The 23036-nt window shown below is 66.2% G+C and carries 28 protein-coding genes; 12 read left to right on the top strand and 16 right to left on the bottom strand.

All coding sequences use genetic code 11. The features are described 5' to 3' along the window. The first annotated feature begins 7 nt into the window (after positions 1–7). The 3 genes from ASE58_RS15265 (at position 8) to ASE58_RS15255 (ending at position 1557) form a co-directional block, all read left to right on the top strand. The gene (locus ASE58_RS15265; protein WP_055823120.1) at positions 8–877 is read left to right on the top strand and encodes a 3-hydroxyacyl-CoA dehydrogenase NAD-binding domain-containing protein; all 870 of its coding nucleotides are present in this window, start codon (positions 8–10) and stop codon (positions 875–877) included. Positions 878–943: 66 nt separating this feature from the next. After that, entirely contained in the window at positions 944–1360 is a 417-nt protein-coding gene (locus ASE58_RS15260; RefSeq protein WP_055823118.1) for a hypothetical protein, read from the top strand. Continuing rightward, positions 1357–1557, top strand: a complete 201-nt coding sequence (locus tag ASE58_RS15255) for a helix-turn-helix transcriptional regulator (protein WP_055762523.1) — start codon at positions 1357–1359, stop codon at positions 1555–1557. The genes ASE58_RS15260 and ASE58_RS15255 overlap by 4 nt, the downstream gene beginning before the upstream one ends. A 183-nt stretch (positions 1558–1740) precedes the next feature. Here the strand turns inward: ASE58_RS15255 and ASE58_RS15250 are convergent, their stop codons facing one another. The 3 genes from ASE58_RS15250 to ASE58_RS15240 form a co-directional block, all read right to left on the bottom strand. Beyond that, the gene (locus tag ASE58_RS15250) at positions 1741–2043 is read right to left on the bottom strand and encodes a YggT family protein (RefSeq protein WP_055762520.1); all 303 of its coding nucleotides are present in this window, start codon (positions 2041–2043) and stop codon (positions 1741–1743) included. A gap of 61 nt (positions 2044–2104) precedes the next feature. Then, positions 2105–3001: an acetylglutamate kinase gene (argB, locus tag ASE58_RS15245; RefSeq protein ID WP_055762517.1), complete on the bottom strand. Its 897-nt coding sequence runs from the start codon at positions 2999–3001 to the stop codon at positions 2105–2107. Between the two features lie 43 nt (positions 3002–3044). Further along, a complete protein-coding gene (locus ASE58_RS15240) occupies positions 3045–3701 on the bottom strand; it encodes a queuosine precursor transporter (RefSeq protein ID WP_055823115.1) in 657 nt (218 codons plus the stop codon). Between the two features lie 131 nt (positions 3702–3832). On the opposite strand from ASE58_RS15240, the gene ASE58_RS15235 reads away from it, so the two are divergent. Then, positions 3833–5095: a NupC/NupG family nucleoside CNT transporter gene (locus ASE58_RS15235; protein ID WP_055762512.1), complete on the top strand. Its 1263-nt coding sequence runs from the start codon at positions 3833–3835 to the stop codon at positions 5093–5095. Positions 5096–5204: 109 nt separating this feature from the next. Next, positions 5205–5612, top strand: coding sequence for an Hpt domain-containing protein (locus tag ASE58_RS15230; protein ID WP_055823112.1), 408 nt, complete (start codon positions 5205–5207; stop codon positions 5610–5612). A gap of 45 nt (positions 5613–5657) precedes the next feature. On the opposite strand, the gene bfr is transcribed toward ASE58_RS15230, so the two are convergent. The 4 genes from bfr to purL form a co-directional block, all read right to left on the bottom strand. Next, positions 5658–6146 (bottom strand): bacterioferritin, encoded by a 489-nt coding sequence (gene bfr / locus ASE58_RS15225; RefSeq protein WP_055762504.1) that lies wholly within the window; start codon positions 6144–6146, stop codon positions 5658–5660. Between the two features lie 103 nt (positions 6147–6249). Continuing rightward, entirely contained in the window at positions 6250–6420 is a 171-nt protein-coding gene (locus tag ASE58_RS17605) for a (2Fe-2S)-binding protein (protein ID WP_082443370.1), read from the bottom strand. Between the two features lie 89 nt (positions 6421–6509). Then, positions 6510–7739: a DUF418 domain-containing protein gene (locus ASE58_RS15220; RefSeq protein ID WP_055823109.1), complete on the bottom strand. Its 1230-nt coding sequence runs from the start codon at positions 7737–7739 to the stop codon at positions 6510–6512. 41 nt (positions 7740–7780) lie between these two features. Beyond that, positions 7781–10003 (bottom strand): phosphoribosylformylglycinamidine synthase subunit PurL, encoded by a 2223-nt coding sequence (gene purL / locus ASE58_RS15215; protein ID WP_055823106.1) that lies wholly within the window; start codon positions 10001–10003, stop codon positions 7781–7783. A gap of 242 nt (positions 10004–10245) precedes the next feature. Here purL and ASE58_RS15210 point away from each other — a divergent pair, with 242 nt between their 5' ends. Then, positions 10246–10485 (top strand): hypothetical protein, encoded by a 240-nt coding sequence (locus tag ASE58_RS15210; RefSeq protein WP_055762496.1) that lies wholly within the window; start codon positions 10246–10248, stop codon positions 10483–10485. 45 nt (positions 10486–10530) lie between these two features. Here the strand turns inward: ASE58_RS15210 and ASE58_RS15205 are convergent, their stop codons facing one another. The 3 genes from ASE58_RS15205 to arsC all read right to left on the bottom strand — a co-directional run bounded on the left by ASE58_RS15205 (position 10531) and on the right by arsC (position 13181). Further along, positions 10531–10788 carry a hypothetical protein gene (locus ASE58_RS15205; RefSeq protein ID WP_156347760.1) on the bottom strand — a complete coding sequence of 86 codons (258 nt, stop codon included), beginning with the start codon at positions 10786–10788 and terminating at the stop codon, positions 10531–10533. A 40-nt stretch (positions 10789–10828) separates the two neighbouring features. Next, positions 10829–12412, bottom strand: a complete 1584-nt coding sequence (locus ASE58_RS15200) for a phospholipase D-like domain-containing protein (RefSeq protein WP_055823100.1) — start codon at positions 12410–12412, stop codon at positions 10829–10831. 433 nt (positions 12413–12845) lie between these two features. Then, complete coding sequence (gene arsC, locus ASE58_RS15195) at positions 12846–13181, bottom strand: arsenate reductase (glutaredoxin) (protein ID WP_055823096.1); 336 nt, start codon at positions 13179–13181, stop codon at positions 12846–12848. Between the two features lie 30 nt (positions 13182–13211). Between arsC and ASE58_RS15190 the strand changes: the two genes are divergently transcribed. Beyond that, positions 13212–13514, top strand: a complete 303-nt coding sequence (locus ASE58_RS15190; protein WP_055823093.1) for a hypothetical protein — start codon at positions 13212–13214, stop codon at positions 13512–13514. A gap of 85 nt (positions 13515–13599) precedes the next feature. On the opposite strand, the gene accC is transcribed toward ASE58_RS15190, so the two are convergent. The 3 genes from accC to aroQ are packed head-to-tail and all read right to left on the bottom strand — an operon-like array spanning position 13600 to position 15942. Continuing rightward, positions 13600–14949 carry an acetyl-CoA carboxylase biotin carboxylase subunit gene (gene accC, locus ASE58_RS15185; RefSeq protein WP_055823090.1) on the bottom strand — a complete coding sequence of 450 codons (1350 nt, stop codon included), beginning with the start codon at positions 14947–14949 and terminating at the stop codon, positions 13600–13602. A gap of 1 nt (position 14950) precedes the next feature. Continuing rightward, positions 14951–15466: an acetyl-CoA carboxylase biotin carboxyl carrier protein gene (gene accB, locus ASE58_RS15180; RefSeq protein WP_055762480.1), complete on the bottom strand. Its 516-nt coding sequence runs from the start codon at positions 15464–15466 to the stop codon at positions 14951–14953. Positions 15467–15507: 41 nt separating this feature from the next. Continuing rightward, a complete protein-coding gene (gene aroQ / locus ASE58_RS15175; RefSeq protein WP_055823087.1) occupies positions 15508–15942 on the bottom strand; it encodes a type II 3-dehydroquinate dehydratase in 435 nt (144 codons plus the stop codon). A 107-nt stretch (positions 15943–16049) separates the two neighbouring features. Here aroQ and thiS point away from each other — a divergent pair, with 107 nt between their 5' ends. Both thiS and ASE58_RS15165 read left to right on the top strand, forming a co-directional pair. Next, positions 16050–17045: a sulfur carrier protein ThiS gene (gene thiS / locus ASE58_RS15170; protein ID WP_082468099.1), complete on the top strand. Its 996-nt coding sequence runs from the start codon at positions 16050–16052 to the stop codon at positions 17043–17045. Positions 17046–17139: 94 nt separating this feature from the next. Further along, complete coding sequence (locus tag ASE58_RS15165) at positions 17140–17322, top strand: CsbD family protein (RefSeq protein WP_055787668.1); 183 nt, start codon at positions 17140–17142, stop codon at positions 17320–17322. Between the two features lie 84 nt (positions 17323–17406). Here ASE58_RS15165 and ASE58_RS15160 read toward each other — a convergent pair whose 3' ends face one another. Next, the gene (locus ASE58_RS15160; protein WP_055762471.1) at positions 17407–18075 is read right to left on the bottom strand and encodes an outer membrane protein; all 669 of its coding nucleotides are present in this window, start codon (positions 18073–18075) and stop codon (positions 17407–17409) included. A 150-nt stretch (positions 18076–18225) separates the two neighbouring features. Continuing rightward, positions 18226–19878, bottom strand: coding sequence for a thiamine pyrophosphate-binding protein (locus tag ASE58_RS15155; RefSeq protein ID WP_055823084.1), 1653 nt, complete (start codon positions 19876–19878; stop codon positions 18226–18228). A gap of 127 nt (positions 19879–20005) precedes the next feature. Here ASE58_RS15155 and ASE58_RS15150 point away from each other — a divergent pair, with 127 nt between their 5' ends. The 3 genes from ASE58_RS15150 to ASE58_RS15140 all read left to right on the top strand — a co-directional run bounded on the left by ASE58_RS15150 (position 20006) and on the right by ASE58_RS15140 (position 22462). Then, positions 20006–20707, top strand: a complete 702-nt coding sequence (locus ASE58_RS15150) for a CoA transferase subunit A (protein WP_055762465.1) — start codon at positions 20006–20008, stop codon at positions 20705–20707. 212 nt (positions 20708–20919) lie between these two features. Then, positions 20920–21822, top strand: coding sequence for a 5'-nucleotidase, lipoprotein e(P4) family (locus ASE58_RS15145; RefSeq protein ID WP_055823081.1), 903 nt, complete (start codon positions 20920–20922; stop codon positions 21820–21822). A gap of 4 nt (positions 21823–21826) precedes the next feature. Continuing rightward, on the top strand, positions 21827–22462 hold the full coding sequence (locus ASE58_RS15140) for a CoA transferase subunit B (RefSeq protein WP_055823078.1): 636 nt from the start codon (positions 21827–21829) through the stop codon (positions 22460–22462). A 124-nt stretch (positions 22463–22586) separates the two neighbouring features. Here ASE58_RS15140 and ASE58_RS18220 read toward each other — a convergent pair whose 3' ends face one another. Beyond that, positions 22587–22919 (bottom strand): hypothetical protein, encoded by a 333-nt coding sequence (locus tag ASE58_RS18220; RefSeq protein ID WP_055823075.1) that lies wholly within the window; start codon positions 22917–22919, stop codon positions 22587–22589. Positions 22920–23036: the final 117 nt, after the last annotated feature.

The following is a 23036-nucleotide window of genomic DNA, read 5'->3' as shown; positions in this document are numbered from 1 at the left end:
ACGAACGATGAAGACGATTGGCGTGATCGGCGCAGGCCAGATGGGGGCGGGCATCGCACAGGTGTCGGCACAGGCCGGCTATGCCGTGCTGCTGTCCGACGTGTCGGTCGACCGCGCACAGGGCGGCAAGGACGGCATCGCGAAACAACTGGCGCGGGCGGTATCGAAGGAAAAGATCACGCAGGGCGATGCCGATGCGGCGTTGGCGCGGATCACGCCGGTCGGCGACCTGGCGGCGATGGCCCCGTGCGACCTGGTGATCGAGGCGGCGACCGAACGGGAAGCGATCAAGCGCCAGATCTTCGAAACCGTCGGCAAGGCGCTGTCCGACACCGCGATCCTCGCCAGCAACACCTCGTCGATCCCGATCACGCGGCTGGCGCAGGCGGCACCCGATCCGGCACGCTTCATGGGGGTGCATTTCTTCAACCCGGTGCCGGTGATGGGCCTGATCGAACTGATCCGCGGCCTTGCCACCAGCGACGCGACGGTCGCGGCGGTCGAGGCGTTCGGCCAGAGCCTGAACAAGCGGATCGTCCATGCCAATGACGCGCCGGGCTTCATCGTCAACCGCGTGCTGATGCCGATGCTGAACGAGGCATGCTTCGCGCTGGGCGAGGGCGTGGCGACCATCCCCGATATCGATGCGGCGTGCACGCTGGGGCTGAATCATCCGATGGGGCCGTTCACGCTGGCCGATTTCATCGGACTGGACACCTGTCTGGAGATCACCCGCGTCCTATTCGAAGGGACCGGCGACCCCAAGTTCCGCCCCGCGCCGCTGCTGGTGAAATATGTCGAGGCCGGCTGGTATGGGCGCAAGGTCAAGCGCGGCTTCTATGACTATTCGGGCGCGGAGCCGGTGCCGACGCGGTAAAGGACGCTTGACGTAAAGCGAGCTTGTCATGTAAAGCGTCCTTCACAAACTGTGGAGGACGCTGACATGGATCGACGCAATCTGGCGCAACGACGTTACCTGCAGCGGTTCATGCCGCTCATGGTTTCCTACGCCGTGATCCTGATCGGGGTCAGCGCGGCGCAACGCCACGGGTCGATCGGCGGGGCGACGCTGGGGCTGATGTCGGTGCTGCCCGCGATCCCGCTGGTCGGCGTCATCGTCGTGATGGGCATGTATCTGCGCGAGGAGCGCGACGAGTTCATCCGCAACCGGCTGGTGATGGCGATGCTGGGCGGGACCGGGTTGCTGCTCGCCGCGACGACGATCTGGGGGTTTCTGGAAAATAACGGCGTGGTCGGGCATCCGCCGACGTTCCTCGTATTCCCCTTCTGGTGCGGGGCGATGGGGATCAGCCAGTGTGCGATGGCGCTCCACGCCCGGCTGACGAACCCGGCCGAATGAACAACCACCTGAAAAACCTGCGCGCCGAGCGGGGCTGGTCGCAGCAGCATCTGGCCGAGCGGTTGGAGGTGTCGCGCCAGAGCGTCAACGCGATCGAAACCGGCCGCTACGACCCGTCGCTGCCGCTCGCTTTTCGCATCGCCGAGCTGTTCGAGCTGGCGATTGAGGATGTGTTCGTCAGCCCGACCAAGGCTTAGGGTTCGATCGGTACTTCGTTCACCGGATACAGCACGACCGGTCCATCCCGATCGTCACTCTCGCGCAGGCGGGAGTCCATATGCGCCAGCCGTGCCGATTCAGCCGAGATGGCGGCGGCTATGGATTCTCGCCTTCGCGGGAATGACGAAACTCAGCAGGTATCGCTGCGCGTCGACCAAACCTTAGATGAACGTCGCGACGGTCGCGCGATAGATCGCCGGCAGGATGATCCCCTGCAGGATGCCAATCAGCACCAGCACCACGAACGGCGCGAAATCTAGCGCGCCGAAATCGGGCAGGATGCGCCGGATCGGGCGATAGACCGGCTCCGTCACGGTCATCAGCCCGCGATAGAGCGAGCGGATGAAGTCGTTGTGGGTGTTGATGACGTTGAACGCGATCAGGATCGACAGGATCGCCTGGGCGACGATGATCCACCACAGGACGTTCAGCAGCACCTGGATAATATCGAGCAGGACGTTCAACGCATCAGCCTTTCGTGCAACAGGCAGCGACTATAGGGATGCTGCCGCCCCCGTCCAACCCTCAGGCGTGGACGAGCGTGCCTGCGCCCTGTTCGGTAAAGATTTCGAGCAGCATGGCGTGCGGCACCCGCCCGTCGAGGATGACCGCCGCGTCGACGCCCTGCGCGACCGCCGCCACGCACGTCTCGACCTTCGGGATCATGCCGCCCTTGATCGTGCCGTCGGCCTTCAACTCGGCGATGCGCGTGGCGTCGAGGTCGGTCAGCAGCTCGCCGGTCTTGTCGAGCACGCCTGCGACATCGGTCAGCAGGAAGAAGCGCGACGCGCCCATCGCGCCGGCGATCGACCCGGCCATGGTGTCGGCGTTGATGTTGTAGGTTTCGCCATCCGCGCCCAGCGCGACCGGGGCGACCACGGGAATGAAGCCGTCGCGCGCCAGGCTGTGCAGGATCGTCGGATCGACCGCGACCGGCGTGCCGACGAAGCCCAGGTCGACATGGCGTTCGATCCCCTGCGCCCGGTCGGGTTCGCTGCGCCCGACCTTTTCGGCGGTGACGAGGCGCGCGTCCTTGCCCGAAATGCCGACTGCCTTGCCGCCGGCCGCCGCGATCCACGCGACGATTTCCTTGTTGATCTTGCCCGCCAGCACCATCTCGGCAACCTCGGCCGTTGCGGCGTCGGTGACGCGCAGGCCATCGACGAAACGCGATTCGACGCCGAGGCGCTTGAGCATCGCGCCGATCTGCGGGCCGCCGCCATGGACGACGACCGGGTTGATCCCGACCTGCTTCAGCAGCACGACATCCTCGGCGAAATCGCGCGCCAGCTCGGGATCGCCCATCGCGTGCCCGCCATATTTCACCACGAAGGTGCGACCGGCATAGCGTTGCAGATAGGGCAGCGCCTCGGTCAGCGTTTCCGCCTTGGCGAGCATCTTCGGATCGGGAGCGTTGGTCATGGCCGCGCTTTAGCGCCGGAGGGGCGGCATGGGTAGTATGCTGTTACCTGCCCCGATCCAGCCGCCGCCCCAGCCCGACGAACGCATAGATGAGCGGCGGGACCAGCACGATCGACAGGATGACCTTGGTCAGCATCTGCCCGACCACCAGCTGCCCGATCGGAAAGACGCCGTAGAAGGCGACCGTCACGAAGATCAGCGTATCGACGATCTGCGACAGCACGCTGGCGATGGCGGCGCGCAGCCACAGCAGCTTGCCCGATCCGCGTTTCAGCCAGCCGAAGATCGTGACGTTGAGCGTCTGCGACACGCCATAGGCGATGATCCCCGCGCCCCAGATGCGCCATGTCGCGCCAAGGATGACCTGGATGGCATCGCGGTTCACCGGCAGCATGTCGGCGGATGCCGGAAGCGCCCAGACGATCCACGACAGGACCATCGACGTGATGAGCGGTACGAAGCCGAACCACACCAGATGCTTGGCCCGCCCCGGCCCATAGAGTTCGGCGATGGCGCTCGACACCACGACCAGCAGCAGGAAGGCGAAGATGCCCGCCTCCACCGCCAGCGGGCCGATCGCGACCTGCTTGTTGCCCAGCACGCCGGCGATGCAGACCATGCCGCCATAGAAGATCGAGAAGATGAACAGCGCGCGGGGAATGGTGATCGTCGCGGGCGCAGGCGGTGCGGGTGTCGTCATGGCCCTTGCTAGTCCCGAAAATCCGCAATGGCAAAAGCGTTTGTCGCCGCTGGCGTCACGGGCGGCGGCATGGCATGTCACGACGGTTTGGGCCGTCCGGGGCGGGCGGCGGGGCAGGGTAAGCGTTCAACATGACTCGTTTTCTGGTCGGCATCGCCGGCATCATCGTGATTCTGGGGATTGCCGTCGCATTGTCGACCAACCGCCGCGCCATCCGGCTGCGCGTCGTCGGCGCGGCGTTCGCGCTGCAGGTCGGGATCGCGGTGCTGGTGCTCTATACGCCGTGGGGCAAGGGCGTGCTGGGGTTCCTGTCGGGCGGTGTCGCCAACCTGCTGGCCTATGCCAATGCCGGCACCTCGTTCCTGTTCGGGCCGCTCGCCCGGCCGGACATCGGCGGGCAGAGCTTCGCCATCGCCGCGCTGCCGGTCATCATCTTCTTCGCCTCGCTGGTGTCGATCCTCTATTATCTGGGGATCATGCAGCTGGTCGTGCGCTGGATCGGCGGCGGCATCGAAAAGGTGATCGGCGTCAGCAAGGTCGAATCGCTGTGCGCCGCCGCCAACATCTTCGTCGGGCAGAGCGAGTCGCCGCTGGTCATCCGTCCCTATCTGGCGGGCCTGACCCCGGCACAGCTGTTCACGGTGATGACCAGCGGCATGGCGGGTGTCGCGGGCACGATCCTCGCGGCCTATGCCTCGATGGGCATCCGCATCGATTTCCTGCTGGCGGCCAGCTTCATGGCGGCGCCGGGCGGCATCCTGATGGCCAAGATCATCATGCCCGACACGCCCGAGCCGCCGGCGGGCGAACTGCCGCTGGGCGACGACCGCGAAGCGGAGGCAATCGCGCTGGCCGAGGCGACGCATGACGAGGAACGCCCGGCAAACCTCATCATGGCGGCGGCGCAGGGCGCGCAGACCGGCGTCAAGCTGGCGGTGGCGGTCGGCGCGATGGTGCTGGCGTTCGTCGCGCTGGTGGCGCTGGCCAACGGGCTGCTCGGCGGGATCGGCAACTGGTTCGGGGTCGCCGACCTCAGCTTCCAGCGGCTGCTCGGCTATGTCTTTGCGCCCGTCATGTACCTGCTGAACGTGCCGTGGAACGAGGCGGGGATCGCTGGCGGGCTGTTCGGGCAGAAGGTCGTGCTGAACGAATTCGTCGCATACATCTCGCTCGGTGAAGCCGGCGCGCAGCTGTCGACCCGGACGATCGCGATCATCACCTTCGCACTGTGCGGCTTCGCCAATTTCTCGTCGATCGCGATCCAGATGGCGGTGACCGGCAGCCTCGCGCCCAACCAGCGGCCGATGATCGCGAAGCTCGGTATCCGCGCGCTGATCGCGGGCAGCCTGGCGAACCTGATGTCGGCGGCGCTGGCCGGACTGCTGCTCAGCTGAAATCGTCGCCTCCGACTGCCCTTATAAACATCTTGTTTACGGCGCGGGCGATAGGGTCGGAGGTACGGCGCCGGACGCGGCGTGACGCAGCAGGACGGGGGCGGCTGGAATGAACGATGGATTGATCGATCAGCGCGTGCTGGCCGCGGCACGGGTTGAACTTGGCGGGAATTTCGTCCGCATTCTCGGATATTTCAAGGAAGACGGCATCAAGTCGGTGCGGGCGATCGAGGCGGCGATGCGCGATCAGAACGCGGCGACGATGGTGCTGCCCGCGCATACGCTGAAGGGCGAATCACGCCAGTTCGGCGCGGAGACGCTGGCCGATCTGGCCGAGGGGATCGAGGTGATCGCCCGCAAATGCGTCGAAACCCGCGATGTGCCGACCGAGGCGCTGGAGCATGTCGCCCGGCTGCGCCCGACGTTCGAGGCGACGCTGGCCATGCTCGACCGCGATACCAACCCGCTGGCCGTTCGTCGCCCGACCGGCTTTGGAAAGCGTCCGGTCGCGCTGTGATGTCGGGTGCCACCGGCCGCACGGTGCGGCCGATGGCGGTCGGGATCAGCCGTGCTTGTCGAGCTCGGCGACCGAATTGAGCTGGATGTAGTTCTGGATGCCCATCCGTTCGATCATTTCGAACTGGGTTTCGAGCGTGTCGACATGCTCTTCCTCGTTCGACAGGATTTCGGCGAACAGGTCGCGGCTGACGAAATCGCGGATGCTTTCGCAATAGGCGACCGCCTCGCGCAGCTGGGCCACCGCCTCGACCTCGATCGCGAGATCGGCCTTCAGCACTTCCTCGACCGTCTCACCGACGCGCAGGCGGCCGAGCAGCTGGAAATTGGGCAGGCCGTCGAGGAACAGGATGCGTTCCGCCAGACGGTCGGCATGCTTCATTTCGTCGATCGACTCATGACGCTCGAACTGGGCGAGCTTGTAGACGCCCCAATGGTCGAGCAGGCGGTAGTGCAACCAATATTGGTTGACCGCCGTCAGCTCGTTCTTCAGCGATTCGTTGAGAAATTCGATGACCTTGGCGTCGCCCTTCACGTCGTTCGTCCTTATCGTGGAGATGGACGGCTCTTACGCAGTTTGGCGATGTAACGACAGCGGAAAAGTGGCGGATTTCTGCGGGTTTCGAAACCTGCGAACGCTAGGCAGCCGCGCGCTCCGCATCGATAATGGCTCGCGCGAACGGCACGCACTGCCCACATTTCGCCTGGCAGCCCAGCGCCCGATAGGCCTGGCAGGCGCTGCTCGCACCGCCCCGCGCGGCTTCGCGTACGTCGCGTTCCCGGATGGCATTACAAACGCATACGACCATGTGTCTCGCCCTCGCTCTGACGAGGCTCGCTATAGTGGTAATGACACTCGTTCGCAAGAACTATTGCGGGTGATTCGCAGTTATTAAGGTCAGGGGCGCCTGCGAAGCGGTTGCAATTCCCACCGGGCAAGCGAGCGCCACAGCCATTCGAACGGGCCATAGCGATAGCGCCCGAGCCACGGTTGCGACCACAGCAGCATCAGCGCCCCCATCGCCAGCACCGGCCCGTACAGCGTGACGCGCGGCCACCGGGCGAACTGGCCGAACCCCCAGCCATAGAAGACGAGGCACATGGCGAACGTGGTCAGGAGATAGTTGCTGAGCGCCATCTGTCCGACCGCCGCGAAGCGCCGGGCGATCACGCCGCCATGCCCGGCCAGCAGCAGGATCGCGGCGGCATAGGCCGGGATCATGATCGCGCGCAGCGGCGGGGTCAGCGCGAACGGGCCGATCAGGACGGTGCCGGCGTCGATCCCCCGCGCGATCATCCACGCGGTCAGCGCGGCATAGCCCACGCCGCCGATCGCGATGCCGAGGATCGCCCAGCGGCGCAGGCGTGCGGCGGACCATGCGCCGGTCAGCATGCCGCTGCGCAGGGCGGCCATGCCCCACAGCATATAGCCGAGCGTCTCGAACCCGATGAAGAAGACGTTGTAGAGCGTCGTCGCGACCTCCGCGCCGTTGTGCCGCAGGATGCCGACATAGCCGCCGCGAAACAGCGCGATTTCCTGCGCCAGCACCGCCGGGGCGGGGATGCCGAAGCCGTTGTCGAAGTCACGCAGGCCCTGGGCGGCGGCGGGCGTGACGGCGGCCTGCATCGCGAGATAGGACAGGGCGATCATGCTGAGGAACAGCCACGTCACCGCCGCACAGCCGCAGCCGAACGCGATCAGGCGGCGCGGGCCATGGTGGCGGAAGCCGTACGCGACCGATCCGACCAGCGCGTAATGCATCAGGATGTCGCCCGACCACAGCAGCGTGGCATGGGCCAGCCCAAGCACGAACAGCCAGCCCATCCGCCGGTAATGCACCGCTGCCGGGTCCGCGCCCGCCGCTTCGGCCCGATCGACCACCAGCAGCAGCGATGCCCCGAACAGGAAGGAAAACAACCCGCGCATCTTGCCGTCGAACGCGACCATCGTCGCGAAATAGGCCCACAGGTCCACCGGACCCTGCATCCCCCAGGCATAGGGGTTGAGCCGCGCGGTATCGGGCAGCGCGAAGCTGAGGATATTGACGAACAGGATACCGATCACCGCCACCCCGCGCACCACGTCCAGCGTGACGATGCGGTCGGCGGCGGGGCGGGGGTCGGTCATGACAAACCCCTGCCCGATCGCGCGGGCAGGGGGAAGCGGTCTCAGGCGAGCGCCGCGTCGGCGTCCATCAGCGCGGGGAAGAAGCCTTCGTGCGCGGTGCGCAGGTCGGCCAGCGACACCGCGAAATCGCCGTCGTTCAATTCGAAGATGATCCGGCTGCCGATGGTGCGGCCGATCGGTTCGGCATCGACCCCGGCCTTTTCCGCGCCCTGCAGGAACTCGAGCAGCGCATGGTCGTGGACGGTGACGATATAAACGCCCTGATCCTCGGCGAAGAGCGAGCGGGCGATATCGTCGAACGGCAGCTTGCGGTCGAGGATCGCGCCGACATTGCCGGCCAGCGCCATCTCCGCGACGGTCACTGCGACGCCGCCGTCTGACACATCGTGGCAGGCGGTGATCTTGCCCGACAGGATCGCCTGGCGGATATAGCCGCCGGTGCTGCGTTCGGCGTCGAGATCGACCGGCGGCGGCGGGCCTTCCTCGCGGCCGTGCAGCTCGCGCAGCCACAGCGATTGCCCGAGCGACCCGGTGCGGTCGCCGACGCGCAGGATGATGTCGCCGGTCTGCTTGAACGCGATCGTCGCCGACTTCTGCCAATCGGCCAGCAGGCCGACGCCGCCGATCGCCGGGGTCGGCAGGATCGCCGAACCGCCGCCGGTCGCCTTCGATTCATTGTAGAGCGACACGTTGCCCGACACGATCGGGAAGTCCAATGCGCGGCACGCCTCGCTCATCCCTTCCAGGCAACCGACGATCTGGCCCATGATTTCGGGCCGCTGTGGATTGGCGAAGTTCAGGCAGTTGGTCACCGCCAGCGGCGTCGCACCGACCGCGGTCAGGTTGCGATACGCCTCGGCGATCGCCTGTTTCCCGCCCTCGACCGGATCGGCGAAGCAATAGCGCGGGGTGCAGTCGGTGGTCATCGCCAGCGCCTTCTGCGTGCCATGGACGCGCACCACCGCCGCGTCGCCGCCGGGGCGCTGCACGGTGTCGGCACCGACCATGTGGTCATACTGCTCCCAGATCCACCGGCGCGAGGCGATGTCGGCCGACCCCATCAGCGTCAGCAGATCGGCGGCCGGATCGGCGCAGGTTGGCACGTTGGTCAGCTCGGCGGGCTTCGGCGTCGGGACATGCGGCCGATCATAGAGCGGCGCGTCGTCGGCCAGCGGGGCGAGCGGGATGTCGGCAACGACATCGCCCTGCCACTTCAGCACCATGCGGCCGGTGTCGGTGACATGGCCGATGACCGCGAAGTCCAGTTCCCATTTGTCGAAGATCGCCTTGGCGAAGTCTTCGCGGCCGGGCTTCAGCACCATGAGCATCCGCTCCTGGCTTTCCGACAGCATCATCTCGTACGGCGTCATGCCACGCTCGCGCTGCGGCACGTCGTCCATCACCAGTTCGATGCCCACGCCGCCCTTCGACGCCATTTCGACCGAGGAGGAGGTGAGGCCGGCGGCACCCATGTCCTGGATCGCGACGATCGCGTCCGATGCCATCAGTTCGAGGCACGCCTCGATCAGCAGCTTTTCGGTGAAGGGATCGCCGACCTGCACGGTCGGGCGCTTTTCCTCGGCATCCTCGCCGAAATCGGCCGAGGCCATGGTCGCGCCATGGATGCCGTCGCGGCCGGTCTTCGACCCGACATAGACGATCGGATTGCCGATGCCCGACGCGGCCGAATAGAAGATCTTGTCGGTGTCGGCGATGCCGACGGTCATCGCGTTGACGAGGATATTGCCGTCATAGGCGGGGTGGAAATTCACCTCGCCCCCCACGGTCGGCACGCCGACGCAGTTGCCATAGCCGCCGATGCCATGGACCACGCCCGCGATCAGGTGGCGCATCTTCGGATGATCGGGCCGGCCGAAGCGCAGCGCGTTGAGGTTGGCGATCGGCCGCGCGCCCATGGTGAACACGTCGCGCAGGATGCCGCCGACGCCCGTCGCCGCGCCCTGATAGGGTTCGATGTACGAGGGGTGGTTGTGGCTCTCCATCTTGAAGATCGCCGCCTGTCCGTCGCCGATGTCGATCACGCCGGCATTCTCGCCCGGACCGCAAATGACCTGGCGGCCGGTGGTCGGCAGCTTCTTCAGGTGGATGCGGCTGGATTTATAGCTGCAATGCTCGGACCACATGACCGAGAAGATGCCGAGCTCGGTCAGGTTGGGTTCGCGTCCCATCGCGTGCAGGACGCGCTCATATTCCTCAGGGGACAGGCCGTGCTCGGCGACGATCTCGGGCGTGATCTGGGTCATGGGCGTGCCTCTAGCGCGCAGCCGCGCACGGTGCCAGCCGGTTTGTTCGTCCCTGTACTGTAACAGCGCAGCAATGTTGCGTTGCAAAATAGGTACAGTCACGGAACAAATATGCCCGAAAGTGTTTATAGCGCTTCGGAATTACCCCCTCGCGTGGGAACCGTTCGGCACGCTGGGCGTCGGTGATCCGCATCGCCGAACTCGGCGTAGCATGGCATCATGCCGAGCAAGGGAGAATCTGAATGGTTTCGAAGTTTCTGACGGCGATCGCCGCGACCACGCTGGCCGCTGCTCCGGTCGCCGCCAATGCCGCACAGAACGCGTCGGCGCTGTCGGTTGCCAAGTCGGTGCGCGCGACTGCCCCGACCAAGGGTGGCCAGAAGCTGGCCGGCGGCGGCATCGTGTTCGCGCTGCTCGCAGCGGCGATCGTTGCCGGTGGCGTCATCATCGCCGTCGACGACAACAACTCGGACAGCAACTAAGTCCGGTTGCGGGGCGGGGGCCGGTGCCGGTCCCCGCTTCGGTTTTCAGGCCGGTTCGCCGGCCTTTGCCGCGTCCGGTCGACCTGTCCGGCGCTTGACCAGATCGCTGGCGAATACGCCGGATATCGACACCAGCCACGCCAGATCGATGTCGGCCCGTAAGGCACCGGACCACCATCGCCACGCCATGACCGCAACCAGGATCATCGCGGCAACCCCGATGGCCTGCCGCAAGTGTCCGGCGATACGATAGCGCGGCGAGACTAGGCTCAGGCCGATACCGCTCCAGATCAGCGCTGCCATCGCCCACATCATCGGACATATCCCCCGATCATTTGAGCGGTCAGCTTCCCCGCTTCTTCCACGCATTCCACAGCATCATGCCGATCAGCGTGCCGCCCGCCACGGTGCCGCCGACCGCGACCGCCGTCATCACCGGCGACAAGGTGTTGTCGGCGCGGTGGAGATGGGGGCGATGCTTCCGGAGCTTCTTGAGCAGCGGCGTGCGCTGCGCCAGCCCTTCGAACATTTCGCCCGGCCCTTCGGGATCGAGGATCTTGTTGTCGGCCAGCCATTCGGTGACCGCGTTCAGGTCGGGGATTTCATAGGGGCGCAACGAGCGGCCGTCACCGCGCAGTTCCTCAATCGTGGCGATCAGCGATCCGGTGCGTTCCAGCGTTGCTTCGATCGTCTTGCAATCGACGTTCAGATGCTCGGCGAGCAAAGAGTCGCGAATGCCGGCGATGGTGCGGCGTTCGTCGGCATTGGCGTGGCGGGTGGCGTCGACCGTCACGTCGCATTCGGTGTCGAGCCGCAGCGAGCGATTGTTGAAGTTGGACGAACCGACACGCAGCAGCTGGTCGTCGATCACCGTCACCTTGGCATGGACATAGATCGGGGACCCACCGGCGGTGAACGGGTGGTAGAGGCGCAGCCGGTCGTGGCGGTCGCGTTCCTTCAGCGCCTGGAACAGCCGGGCGCGGGCCGAATCCATCGCCACCGGCTCCAGCCAGCCCTCCGCAGTGGTCGGGTTGACGATAACGATCTCCGGCCCGTCCGCCTCATCCAGCCGCTTGGCGATCGCCTCGGCGACCTTGCGCGAGGCGAAATACTGGCTCTCGGCATAGAAGAAGCGTTCGGCGCGGGCGATCAGGTCGAGATAGAGCGTCTCGATCTCATGCACCGGTTCCTGATCGGCCATTTCCGGAATGGTGCGGGCGATGGCGACGTCGATGTCGGTGAAGTCAGCCTCCAGCCCGGTCGGCCAGCAGCCGCCGGCGCCGGTCGGCGCGGGCAGGGTGTCGCCACCGGAAATCGCCCAGCGCTGGCGGCACATGTCGCCAAGCGCAGCGGCGACTGGCCCTTCCAACGCGGTGGTGACGTCGTGCCATGGCTGGTAGGGCGTGCCGTCCGGCTCGACCCGGCGGGGATCGTCGTCGAGATGCTCGCGCGTGTCCCAGCGGTCGACGGTCATGTCGATCCCGCCGCAGAACGCCACGTCGTCGTCGATCACCACGACCTTTTGGTGATGCGACCCGGCGACCGGGTGATGGGCGTCGAGCCGCATATGCACCTGCGGATCGGCGATCCACTTGGCGATGCGCACCAGGGTGCGACCGTGGAACAGCGTCTTGATGGCGCCGGTGTCCCAGCGCAGGATATGGACCTGCAGCCCCGGCGTGCGGCGGACCAGCCAGCTGATGAATTCGCCAACCTTTTCCGGGCCTTCGCTGTCGGCATCGGTCTTGAAGCGGATGCGCGCGTCGAAGTCCCAGCCGATGAGCAGGATCTGCTTCTTGGCCTTCAGCATTGCGTCGCGGGCATGGGTGAAATAATTGTCGGCATCGACCAGCACGGTCGCGCGCGTGGCACGCTCCATCCGCCAGCAGTTGCGACCCGGTTCGAGCGGAGGGGTGTGACGCGCCATGCGGCTGCAATGACAGGCTATCGTTGCAGTTCCAAGCGATTGCGGTGGGTTGGCCGGAATTGTCGGGGCCAAAGTTCACACTCGTGCGCGGTTGGTCGCGCTGGTGCGGGGGTGGCGTTTGCGGCGGTGGGGCGGGTCGACGATGGGAAAGAGCGGGAGCGCAAGGCTGGCAGGATTGGGGCGTGTAGGAAAAGGGGCATCCTGTTGGTCGTTCCCGCGATGGCTGGGACCCATGAACGCAGCGGTCGCGCCTCTGGTCGACACGTCGGCGGTTATGGATTCCCGCCTTCGCGGGAATGACGAATGGCGGCGTAAGGGGGCGCCTTCGCTTCTACGTCACGCTGTGCTTGACCCGCAGTCCGGCTTTCTTGGCTGACGTAACAGAAGAAGCGGGACCCCGGGTCAAGCCCGGGGTGACGGTGTGGAGAGGTGGCTACAGGACTTCGTGGACGCGTTCGGGCGGGCGGGCGATGACGACGCCCTTTTCCGTCTCGACGATCGGGCGCTCGACCAGGATCGGGTGGGCGGCCATCGCGTCGAGGATTTGCGCGTCGGTGGCGGCCTTCAGCGGCTTGGCCTCTGTTTCGCTCGTGCGCAGGGCGTCGCGCGGGGTGAGATTGGCGCGGGCGAACAACGCGGCTAGTTGATCGCGGGTGGGTGGGGTCTTGAGATACTCGATGATGGTGACATCGGTGCCTGCTTGCGTGAGCAGGGTGAGTGCCGCGCGAGATTTGGAACAGCGTGGGTTGTGGTAGATTGTGGCGTGCATGGCCGACCTTTCGAAGCAGCGGAGAATGTCATGCGCAGGATCGATGGTATCGCGCGGCTGATTGCCGAACTGCAGACCCCGGAAGCGAACGGCTGGATATTTACGGCCGAACGCGGCGATCGAGAAACGATCGAGAAGATCGTTGCTGCGACATTTTTCCTCGCCGAAGATGACGAAGAGGAGATCGACATGGAGGACGATTTCCCGACGTTTCTCGAAATCCGGATTTTCGAATCCGTGATCGAACTGGAGGCGCGGGCAGGGCGCACCACACCGTACGATATCGCTGCGGGATGTCACCACTATCTGGTGATGGACACATTTCGCGACTGAGGGAGCGGCGCACGACCTGCCGGTTGCGAACGCTCCATTCGCCATGCGGCATATCCCCTCCCCGCGCTGCGGGGAGGGCTTCACGTCAGTCGTTCTTCGCCAGCCACTCTTCGAGCCACTTGATCGTGTAGTCGCCCTGCTGGAACTGGGGATCGTCGAGCAGCGACTGGTGGAGCGGGATGGTGGTCTTCATCCCCTCGATCACGAACTCCTCCAGCGCGCGCTTTAGGCGCATCAGGCAGCGTTCGCGGGTGGTGCCATAGACGATCAGCTTGGCGATCATGCTGTCGTAATAGGGCGGGACCTTGTAGCCGGCGTACAGCCCGCTATCGACGCGGACGTGCATGCCGCCGGGCGCATGGAAATGCTTCACCGTGCCGGGCGACGGCGCGAAGGTGCGCGGGTCCTCGGCGTTGATGCGGCATTCGATGGCGTGGCCGGTGAAGCGGATCTGCTGCTGCTCGCACGACAGGCCGTGCCCTTCGGCGACGCGAATCTGTTCGCGGACCAGATCGATGCCGGTGATCATCTCGGTCACCGGATGTTCGACCTGCAGGCGGGTGTTCATTTCGATGAAGTAGAACTCGCCGTCTTCCCACAGGAATTCGATCGTGCCGGCACCGCGATAGCCCATGTCGGCCATCGCCTTCGCACAGACGCCGCCGATCCGCTCGCGATCGGCCTGGCTGAGCACGGGGGAGGGGGCTTCCTCCAGCACCTTCTGGTGACGGCGCTGTAGCGAACAGTCGCGCTCGCCCAGATGGACCGCCTTGCCATTGCCGTCGCCGAAGACCTGGATCTCGATGTGGCGCGGGTTGCCAAGATACTTCTCGAGATACACCGTGGCGTCGCCGAACGCGGCCTTTGCCTCGCTGCCGGCCTGCTGCATCAGCGTTTCGAGTTCATCCTCGGAATGGCACACCTTCATGCCCCGGCCGCCGCCGCCCGACGCCGCCTTGATGATGACCGGATAGCCAGCCTTGGCCGCGATCGCCTTCGCCTCGGCGATGTCGCTGATCGCGCCGTCGCTACCGGGGACGAGCGGCAGGCCGAGCGCGCCGGCGGTGCGCTTTGCCTCGATCTTGTCGCCCATCGTGCGGATATGTTCGGGCTTGGGGCCGACGAAGATCAGGTTATGCAGCTCGACGATCTCGGCGAACTTGGCGTTTTCCGACAGGAAGCCATAGCCCGGATGGATCGCGTCCGCGCCGCTGATTTCGGCCGCCGAGATGATGTTGGGGATGTTGAGATAGCTGTCGGTCGCCGACGGCGGGCCGATGCAGATCGCCTCGTCCGCCAGCCGCACGTGCATCGCATCGGCATCGGCGGTCGAATGGACCGCGACCGTCTTGATCCCCATTTCGTGGCAGGCACGATGGATGCGGAGCGCGATCTCGCCGCGATTGGCGATCAGCAGTTTCTTGATGTCGGGCATGTTATTCCACGACCACCAGCGGCTGGTCGAATTCGACCGGCTGGCCGTTCGATACCAGGACCTGCGTCACGGTGCCCGCCGCCGGGGCGACGATCGGGTTCATGACCTTCATCGCTTCGATGATGACCAGCGTATCGCCGGCGGCGACCTTCTGCCCGACCGACACGAACGGCTTCGCTTCCGGATTGGCGGCGAGATAGACGGTGCCGACCATCGGCGAGGTGACCGGCGGCACGGCGCTGATCGGTGCGGCGGCGGCGCCGGCCTCGATCGTCGGGGCGGCCAGCTGCGGCTGCTGCGGCGCGGGTGCATAGGCCGGGGCCGGGGCGTAGCTTGCCGCTGCCTGTACCGGCGCGGGCTTGCGCACCACGCGGACCTTGCGCGCGCCGTCCTCCACCTCGACCTCGGTCAGGTCGGTTTCGTCCAGCACCTGCGCCAGCGCCCGCACGAGGTCGATGTCGACGCGCATCGCGTGGCTGGTGAACGGCGTTCCTTCGCCCTGATTGTCGTCTGCCATGGTAACCCCCAATGGTGTATTCTTAAAAAACCGCGCCCTTGTCAGATGCGGGCGGCCGCTTCAAGCGCGACCAGATAGGAAAGCGCGCCGAACCCCGCCACCGTGCCGCGTGCGGCCTGGCCGACGAAGCTGACATGGCGAAAATCCTCGCGCTGGTGCGGATTGGACAGGTGGACCTCGATCACCGGGGTCTTCACCGCCTTGATCGCGTCGTGCAGCGCGATCGACGTGTGGGTATAGGCGCCGGCGTTGAGCAGGACGGCCTTGGCCCCCTCTGCCTGCGCCTCGTGCAGCCAGTCGACCAGATGCCCTTCGTGATTGGACTGGCGCAGGTCGATCTGGAGGTCCAGTTCGCGGGCGCGATCCTCCAGCATGCCGGCAATGTCATCCAGCGTGTCCGAACCATAGATTTCGGGCTCGCGCAGGCCGAGCAGGTTCAGGTTCGGGCCGTTGAGAACGAAGACGGTGGCGGGCAAACGGACATGCTTTCGGTTGCGGGGGCTGTCACGCGCTCCCTATATGCACCGCACCATACCCGGAGCGGGCGGCCGAAGTCGAGAGACGCGCGCCCACAGGAGACGACATGCACAGCGACGGCACCATCAGCATCACGGTCAACGGCGATCACATGCGGATTCGCGACGGGCTGACCATTGCCGAGCTGGCGGCGCAGATCGGGCTGGTGCCGGAAAAGGTGGCGGTCGAACGCAATCTTGAGGTCGTGCCGCGCTCGACGCTGGCCGATGTCCGGGTCGAGGATGGCGACGAGCTGGAGATCGTGCACTTCGTCGGCGGCGGCGACCACGCTCCGGCCGATACGTGGAGCGTGGCGGGCAAGACCTTTGCCTCGCGGCTGATCGTCGGCACCGGCAAGTACAAGGATTTCGAACAGAATGCCGCCGCGGTCGCGGCATCGGGCGCGGAGATCGTGACGGTCGCGGTGCGCCGGGTAAACGTCAGCGATCCCAAGGCGCCGATGCTGACCGATTATATCGACCCGAAGAAGATCACGTACCTGCCCAATACCGCCGGCTGTTTCGATGCCGACAGCGCGATCCGCACGCTGCGCCTCGCACGCGAGGCGGGTGGCTGGGACCTGGTGAAGCTGGAGGTGCTGGGCGAGGCGCGGACGCTGTACCCCGACATGGTGGAAACGCTGCGGGCGACGGAGGTGCTGGCGAACGAAGGCTTCAAGCCGATGGTCTACTGCGTCGATGATCCGATCGCGGCCAAGCGGCTGGAGGATGCCGGCGCGGTGGCGATCATGCCGTTGGGCGCGCCGATCGGGTCCGGCCTCGGCATCCAGAACCTGGTCACCATCCGCCTGATCGTCGAAGGCGCGAAGGTGCCGGTGCTGGTCGATGCCGGCGTGGGCCAAGCGTCGGACGCGGCGGTGGCGATGGAGCTGGGCTGCGACGGGGTGCTGATGAATACCGCGATCGCCGAGGCGAAGGACCCGATCCTGATGGCGGCGGCAATGAAGGCGGCGGTCGAGGCCGGGCGCATGGGCTATCGCGCCGGGCGGATGCAGCGGCGCATGTACGCCGACCCGTCCAGCCCGCTCGCCGGACTTATATGAAACAGATTTAATGGAACAAGCCGGCGGTCGAGGCGGTTGTATTCGGGCAATCCAGCGAGGGTAACAGCCCCCGCGCAACCGCAAGGAGCCGATCATGGGTGAATTCACCGACAAGCTTGCCGCAGCAGGCAACAAGGTCGCCGGCAACGTCAAGGAAGCCATCGGCAAGGCAACCGACAACGAGCGTCTGGAAGCCGAAGGTGAGGCCCAGCAGGCCAAGGGCACCGGTCAGGACGTCAAGGGCAGCGTCAAGGGCGCGCTCGGCGACAAGATCTGAGCTGACAGGCACCGCGTACCGCCGATGTAGTGGCGGATGGTGTCGAAGGGGCCGCTCCGGGAAACCGGGGCGGCCCTTTTCATGTCAGAAGCGGTAGCCCAGCCCGGCGACGACGTGGTGGCGTTCGACGCCGGTTTCGATGCGGTACTGGCCGACGGTGCCCTTGTTGGCGGCGTAGTTGGTGTAGAGATATTCGAGCTTGCCGTACGCGCGGCTGGTCAGGCCGACTTCGCCGCCGGCGCCGAGGTGAAAGCCGTCGAGGCGGGTCTTGTCACGGAAATTGTCGGCGGGCGTGGTCAGGTCGCGGACGTCGCGGCGGAATTCGCCGTTGCTGTAGCCGCCCTTCAGATAGACCAGCGAATTGGGGCCGGTGACGAAGCCGATGCGGCCGCCGACCGCGATCTCGCGACCGGTCGACAGGCAGTCGCGCGCGATCACGGTCGCACCGAACGACAGGTCGTCACAGGTTTCCAGCGTCGATTTCGACAGCCCGGCATAGACGCCGATCACCGACGCTCCCGACAGCACCATGTCGTAGCCGACCTCGCCGCCATAGGTGATGCCGCTGTCGCCGGTCGTCACTTCATCGCGGGCCGATCCGTCATGGACTTCGGTCACGACATCGACCCGGTCCCACCCGACGCGCAGTTCGATGCGGGGGCCGAGCGGCGTGTCGACGATGCTCTGTGCGGCGGCCGGAGCGGCTGCGGCGACGGCGAGCGTGGCGGCGGTGATGGTCGCGACGGTCTTCACGGAAATCCCCCGGAAACTGGTTGTTGTTCCGGGGGATAGGTTGGAATCGATACGATAGGCTTAATGGCTGTTCGAAAACGTGCCGTTGGCCCGTTTTGCGGGCCGGCACCGCTTTAAAACGCGCTCTTTCGCGCGTTTTCGAACCGTCCCTTAACGCGCCCGCATCGCGGCGATGGTCGTGCCGTGGGTGATGACGTTCATGTCGGTGCGCAGGTGGAGCAGTCGTACCCCGCCCCGCGCCAGCGCGCGGTCGAGGGCGGGGGCGAACTGGTCGGTGGTCTCGACCGTTTCGGCCCATGCGCCATAGGCACGCGCCAGCGCGGCGAAATCGGGGTTGGTGAGCGCGGTGCCGCTGACGCGGGCGGGATATTCGCGCTCCTGATGCATGCGGATCGTGCCATAGCCGCCATTGTCGACCAGCAGGATCAGGACGTCAGCCTGCATATGGATCGCGGTGGCCAGTTCCTGTCCGTTCATCAGGAAGTCGCCGTCGCCCGCGATCGCCACCGCCAGCTTGTCCGGACAGCGCAGCGCGGCGGCGACGGCGGCGGGGGTGCCATAGCCCATCGCGCCGCAGGTCGGGGCCAGCTGCGTGCCGCTCCAGCCATAGTGCCAGTAGCGATGCCACCAGCCGGAGAAATTGCCCGCGCCGTTGCAGATGATGGTTTCGTGGCCCGACAGCCGTTCGCGCATCGCCGCGACGCAGGGGCCGAGGTCGAGGGTGACGTCGCGCGGGGCGGGGGTCGACCATGCCAGCCATTCGCCATGCGCCTCGGCCATTGCGGGCCGGGGCGTTGCGGGTGGTTCGGCGCAGGCGAGCATGGCGGCGAAGGCGAACGGGGTCGCGGCGATGGCGATGTCGGCGCGGTACACCCGGTCGAGCTCGGCCGGGTCGGGATGGACGTGGACCAGCACCTGCCCCGGATGGTCGGGGGTAATCAGGGTATAGCCATCGGTCGTCGCCTCCCCCAGCCGGGCGCCGATCACCAGCAGCAGGTCGGCGGCCTTGATCCGCTGGACCAGTTTCGGGGAGGGGCCGTAGCCGAGATTGCCGGCCCATGCCGCGTGATCGTTGGCGATGGCGTCCTGTCGCCGGAACGCACCGGCGACGGGGATGCCCCAGCGTTTGGCAAAGGCACTGAACGCCGCGCCGGTCGCCTTGTCCCAGCCCGCGCCGCCGACGATCGCCACCGGGCGCTCGGCCTGGGCGATACGGTCGAGCAAATCGGCGAAGTCGGCGGGGGCGAGCGTGGTTTCCAGCTTGGCCAGCGGCGGGCGGTCGGCGACGATCGCTTCTTCGCACAGCATGTCTTCGGGCAGCGCGATCACCACCGGCCCCGGCCGCCCGGAGGTGGCGGTGCGCCACGCGCGCGCGATATATTCGGGGATGCGGGCCGGGTCGTCGATGCGCAGCACCAGCTTGGCGAGCGGCGCGAACATCGCGAGGAAGTCGACTTCCTGAAAGCCTTCGCGGTCGCGTGCTGCCCGGTCGACATCGCCGATGAACAACAGCATCGGCACCGAATCCTGCCGCGCGACATGCACCCCGATCGAGGCATTGGTGGCACCGGGCCCGCGCGTGACGAAGGCGACGCCGGGCCGTCCGGTCAGCACGCCATCGGCGCACGCCATGAAGCCGACCCCGCCTTCCTGCCGGCAGGTCACCAGATCGATCGCCGGCGTGTCGTGCAGCGCGTCGAGAACGGCCAGGAAACTTTCGCCCGGCACGTGAAAGATGCGGTCGCATCCGTGGCGGGCGAGGGCATCGACCAGGATCCGGCCACCGGTGCGCGACTCTGTCATGTCGGCAGGCTATCGCGCGGTTCAGCGGTGCGCCAGTGGCGTCGGAGAAGTTGAAAGGTGGTTCAGGTTCTTGACCCGCCCGCGCGGCCATGCGTAATCCGGCCCCAAGGAAGTTGGGAGAGTGGCGATGAAGAAGCTGTACCCGAATGCACAGGCCGCGCTCGACGGGCTGCTGCACGACGGCATGACGCTGTGCGCCGGCGGGTTCGGCCTGTGCGGCATCCCCGAACGGCTGATCGATGCGATCGAGGCATCGGGGGTCAAGGACCTGACCATCGCCAGCAACAATGCCGGGATCGACGGACAGGGCCTGGGCAAGCTGCTGCGCAGCCGGCAGGTGAAGAAGATGATCTCCAGCTATGTCGGCGAGAACAAGGAGTTCGAGCGGCAGTATCTGAGCGGTGAGCTGGAGGTGGAATTCTGCCCGCAGGGGACGCTGGCCGAACGCTGCCGCGCCGGCGGGGCAGGCATTCCGGGCTTCTATACCAAGACCGGGGTCGGCACGCTGATCGCGGAAGGGAAAGAGGTGAAGCAGTTCGACGGCGAGGATTATATCCTCGAACGCGGCATCCGCGCCGATGTGTCGATCATCAAGGGGTGGAAGGCCGACGAAGCCGGCAACCTGATTTTCCGCAAGACCGCGCGCAATTTCAACCAGCCGATGGCGACCGCCGCCAACATCTGTGTCGCCGAAGTCGAGGAAGTGGTGCCGGTCGGGTCGCTCGACCCCGATGCGATCCACCTGCCGGGGATTTACGTGAAGCGGATGATCGTCGGTGCACCGTACGACAAGCAGATCGAGTTCCGTACGGTGCGGGAGCGGGTGTGATGGGTTTTCCTACCTTCCGTATCCCCGCGCAGGCGGGGATCCAGGGTGGTGAAGCGCCGACGTCCGCGCCTGTGGCTCTGGATCCCCGCCTGCGCGGGGATACGGGCGGGGCGTTCCCCCAACCATCACGTCACCCCGGGCTTGACCCGGGGTCCCGCTACCTCCTGACCGCAGAAGAAGAAGCGGGACTCCGGATCAAGTCCGGGGTGACGATGGGGGTTGCGCGGGCGCTCACCCTCGCCACCGCCGCGTTCGCCCTGTCGGGCTGTGTCGTCGCCGTCGGGAACCAGTCGCCGGCCGCCCCTGTCGCCCCCGCGACCGTCGCGGGCGTGCCGGCGGGGATGCAGTATCTCTATGGATCGGGGGAGGCGGCGGCGGCGAGTCGGCAGGCCTATTCGGCGCTGGTCCGCTATGTGCAGCAATATCAGCGTGACCGCACGACGCTGCGCCGGATGCCGCTGTCGGCGGTGCTTGCACCCGATGCGACGCTGGCGATGCCGAAGCAGCTCGCCTGCACCGGCAAGGCTGCTGTCGTGTTCGACGTCGACGAAACCGTGCTGCTGAACACCGGCTATGAATATTCCGACGCGCGCGGGGGCCTGTCCTATGACGCGGCGCGCTGGGAACGGTGGGAGCGTTCGGACGGGCGGGCGACGCGCGCGGTGCCGGGTGCGGTCGAGGGGCTGGCGGCGCTGCGCGCGGCGGGCGTGACCGTCGTGTTCAATACCAACCGCAATGCCGCCACCGCGCAATATACCGAAAACGTGCTCAACCGCGCCGGCCTCGGCCCCGCCAAGCATGGCGAGACGCTGTTCCTGAAGGGCGATGCGCCGGGCGGGTCGGGCAAGGATGCCCGTCGCGCGCTGATCGCCGCGAAATATTGCGTCGTGGCGCTGGTCGGCGATCAGCTGGGCGATTTCAGCGACCTGTTCAATGCCGGCCTGAAACCCGCCGAACGGCGCGCGGCGGCGGATTCGCCGGCAATCGCGCCGCTGTGGGGCAATGGCTGGTTCGTGTTGCCCAACCCCGTCTATGGCACCGCGCTGGCCGGTGATTACGACGATGTGTTCCCCAATGATCTGCGCTGGAGCGATCCCGGCGCGCGCAAGGAGTAATCCCATGGCCTGGACCCGCGACGAAATGGCGGCACGCGCCGCGCGCGAGCTGAAGGACGGTTTCTACGTCAACCTCGGCATCGGCATCCCGACGCTGGTGGCGAACCATATCCCCGATGGCGTTGAGGTGACGTTGCAGTCGGAAAACGGGATGCTGGGCATCGGCCCGTTTCCCTATGCCGGCGAAGAGGATGCCGACCTGATCAATGCCGGCAAGCAGACGATCAGCGAATTGCCGCAATCGGTCTATTTCAGCAGCGCCGACAGCTTCGCGATGATCCGCGGCGGGCATATCGACCTGACCGTGCTGGGCGCGATGGAGGTGTCGCAGAACGGCGACATCGCCAACTGGATGATTCCGGGCAAGATGGTGAAGGGCATGGGCGGGGCCATGGACCTGGTCGCCGGGGTCAAGAAGATCATCGTCGTGATGGAGCATACCAGCAAGAACGGCGATCCGAAGTTCATTCCGGAATGCACCCTGCCGCTGACCGGGCTGGGGGTGGTCGACATGATCATCACCGACCTGGCGGTGTTTGCGCGCGACGATCATGCCAGCCCGTTCCGGCTGGTCGAAACCGCGCCGGGGGTGAGCGCGGACGAGGTGCGCGAAAAGACGACGGCGAAGTACGAGGGGTAATCCCGCCGCCCCAATCATCATTCCCGCGGAGGTGGCAATCCATAGACGCTGACGTTTCGGCTAACATTACCAGCGTTGCGTCTATGGATCCCCGCCTGCGCGGGGATGACGATGGTGGAGCAGCTTACCGCTCCGCCGTCTCCGGCATCTTGAACCACAACAGCGCCAGCCCGAGCGCGGCGCTGAACCGTCCGGTGCCGCGCATGATCGCGGCGACCATCACCGGCAGCGGCGCGCGCTTGGCCTTGATCCGGTCGACCAGCGCCCCGGCCGGGGTGGTCACCAGCAGCCCGGCGATGCTGGCGATGGTCATCACTATGCCCACTGTCGCCTCGTCCCAGCCATGGGTCGGCCCGCGCACTGAGACGAGATAGATGGCGAGATACGGCCCCAGCCCGTCGCGGACATCGGCCAGGAAGGCGTTCACTTGCATCCAGCGTGCGGGCGTTGCGGCCATGGGCGGGGTCGGGATGATGCGGCGTGGGCGTCGTATGCCGTCGTGGGCAGGAGGATCGCGGAAGGAACGTGTCCCCATCCCGAAGGGGCCGCATGGGAGATACGAAATATCTCTGCA

The organism is Sphingomonas sp. Leaf9 (genome assembly GCF_001421355.1).
Taxonomy (GTDB): Bacteria; Pseudomonadota; Alphaproteobacteria; order Sphingomonadales; family Sphingomonadaceae; genus Sphingomonas.
The sequence above is the reverse complement of the archived record's forward strand: the minus strand, read 5'-3'. Positions and strand labels throughout refer to the sequence as shown.

Excerpts from the sequence above, each read along its gene's own strand:
- ASE58_RS15265 (WP_055823120.1), top strand. The coding sequence starts at position 8 with ATGAAGACGATTGGCGTGATCGGCGCAGGCCAGATGGGGGCGGGCATC.
- ASE58_RS15260 (WP_055823118.1), top strand. The coding sequence starts at position 944 with ATGGATCGACGCAATCTGGCGCAACGACGTTACCTGCAGCGGTTCATG.
- ASE58_RS15255 (WP_055762523.1), top strand. The coding sequence starts at position 1,357 with ATGAACAACCACCTGAAAAACCTGCGCGCCGAGCGGGGCTGGTCGCAG.
- argB (WP_055762517.1), bottom strand. The coding sequence starts at position 3,001 with ATGACCAACGCTCCCGATCCGAAGATGCTCGCCAAGGCGGAAACGCTG.
- ASE58_RS15240 (WP_055823115.1), bottom strand. The coding sequence starts at position 3,701 with ATGACGACACCCGCACCGCCTGCGCCCGCGACGATCACCATTCCCCGC.
- ASE58_RS15235 (WP_055762512.1), top strand. The coding sequence starts at position 3,833 with ATGACTCGTTTTCTGGTCGGCATCGCCGGCATCATCGTGATTCTGGGG.
- ASE58_RS15230 (WP_055823112.1), top strand. The coding sequence starts at position 5,205 with ATGAACGATGGATTGATCGATCAGCGCGTGCTGGCCGCGGCACGGGTT.
- ASE58_RS17605 (WP_082443370.1), bottom strand. The coding sequence starts at position 6,420 with ATGGTCGTATGCGTTTGTAATGCCATCCGGGAACGCGACGTACGCGAA.
- ASE58_RS15220 (WP_055823109.1), bottom strand. The coding sequence starts at position 7,739 with ATGACCGACCCCCGCCCCGCCGCCGACCGCATCGTCACGCTGGACGTG.
- purL (WP_055823106.1), bottom strand. The coding sequence starts at position 10,003 with ATGACCCAGATCACGCCCGAGATCGTCGCCGAGCACGGCCTGTCCCCT.
- ASE58_RS15210 (WP_055762496.1), top strand. The coding sequence starts at position 10,246 with ATGGTTTCGAAGTTTCTGACGGCGATCGCCGCGACCACGCTGGCCGCT.
- ASE58_RS15205 (WP_156347760.1), bottom strand. The coding sequence starts at position 10,788 with ATGGCAGCGCTGATCTGGAGCGGTATCGGCCTGAGCCTAGTCTCGCCG.
- ASE58_RS15200 (WP_055823100.1), bottom strand. The coding sequence starts at position 12,412 with ATGGCGCGTCACACCCCTCCGCTCGAACCGGGTCGCAACTGCTGGCGG.
- arsC (WP_055823096.1), bottom strand. The coding sequence starts at position 13,181 with ATGCACGCCACAATCTACCACAACCCACGCTGTTCCAAATCTCGCGCG.
- ASE58_RS15190 (WP_055823093.1), top strand. The coding sequence starts at position 13,212 with ATGCGCAGGATCGATGGTATCGCGCGGCTGATTGCCGAACTGCAGACC.
- accC (WP_055823090.1), bottom strand. The coding sequence starts at position 14,949 with ATGCCCGACATCAAGAAACTGCTGATCGCCAATCGCGGCGAGATCGCG.
- accB (WP_055762480.1), bottom strand. The coding sequence starts at position 15,466 with ATGGCAGACGACAATCAGGGCGAAGGAACGCCGTTCACCAGCCACGCG.
- thiS (WP_082468099.1), top strand. The coding sequence starts at position 16,050 with ATGCACAGCGACGGCACCATCAGCATCACGGTCAACGGCGATCACATG.
- ASE58_RS15165 (WP_055787668.1), top strand. The coding sequence starts at position 17,140 with ATGGGTGAATTCACCGACAAGCTTGCCGCAGCAGGCAACAAGGTCGCC.
- ASE58_RS15155 (WP_055823084.1), bottom strand. The coding sequence starts at position 19,878 with ATGACAGAGTCGCGCACCGGTGGCCGGATCCTGGTCGATGCCCTCGCC.
- ASE58_RS15150 (WP_055762465.1), top strand. The coding sequence starts at position 20,006 with ATGAAGAAGCTGTACCCGAATGCACAGGCCGCGCTCGACGGGCTGCTG.
- ASE58_RS15145 (WP_055823081.1), top strand. The coding sequence starts at position 20,920 with ATGGGGGTTGCGCGGGCGCTCACCCTCGCCACCGCCGCGTTCGCCCTG.
- ASE58_RS15140 (WP_055823078.1), top strand. The coding sequence starts at position 21,827 with ATGGCCTGGACCCGCGACGAAATGGCGGCACGCGCCGCGCGCGAGCTG.
- ASE58_RS18220 (WP_055823075.1), bottom strand. The coding sequence starts at position 22,919 with ATGGCCGCAACGCCCGCACGCTGGATGCAAGTGAACGCCTTCCTGGCC.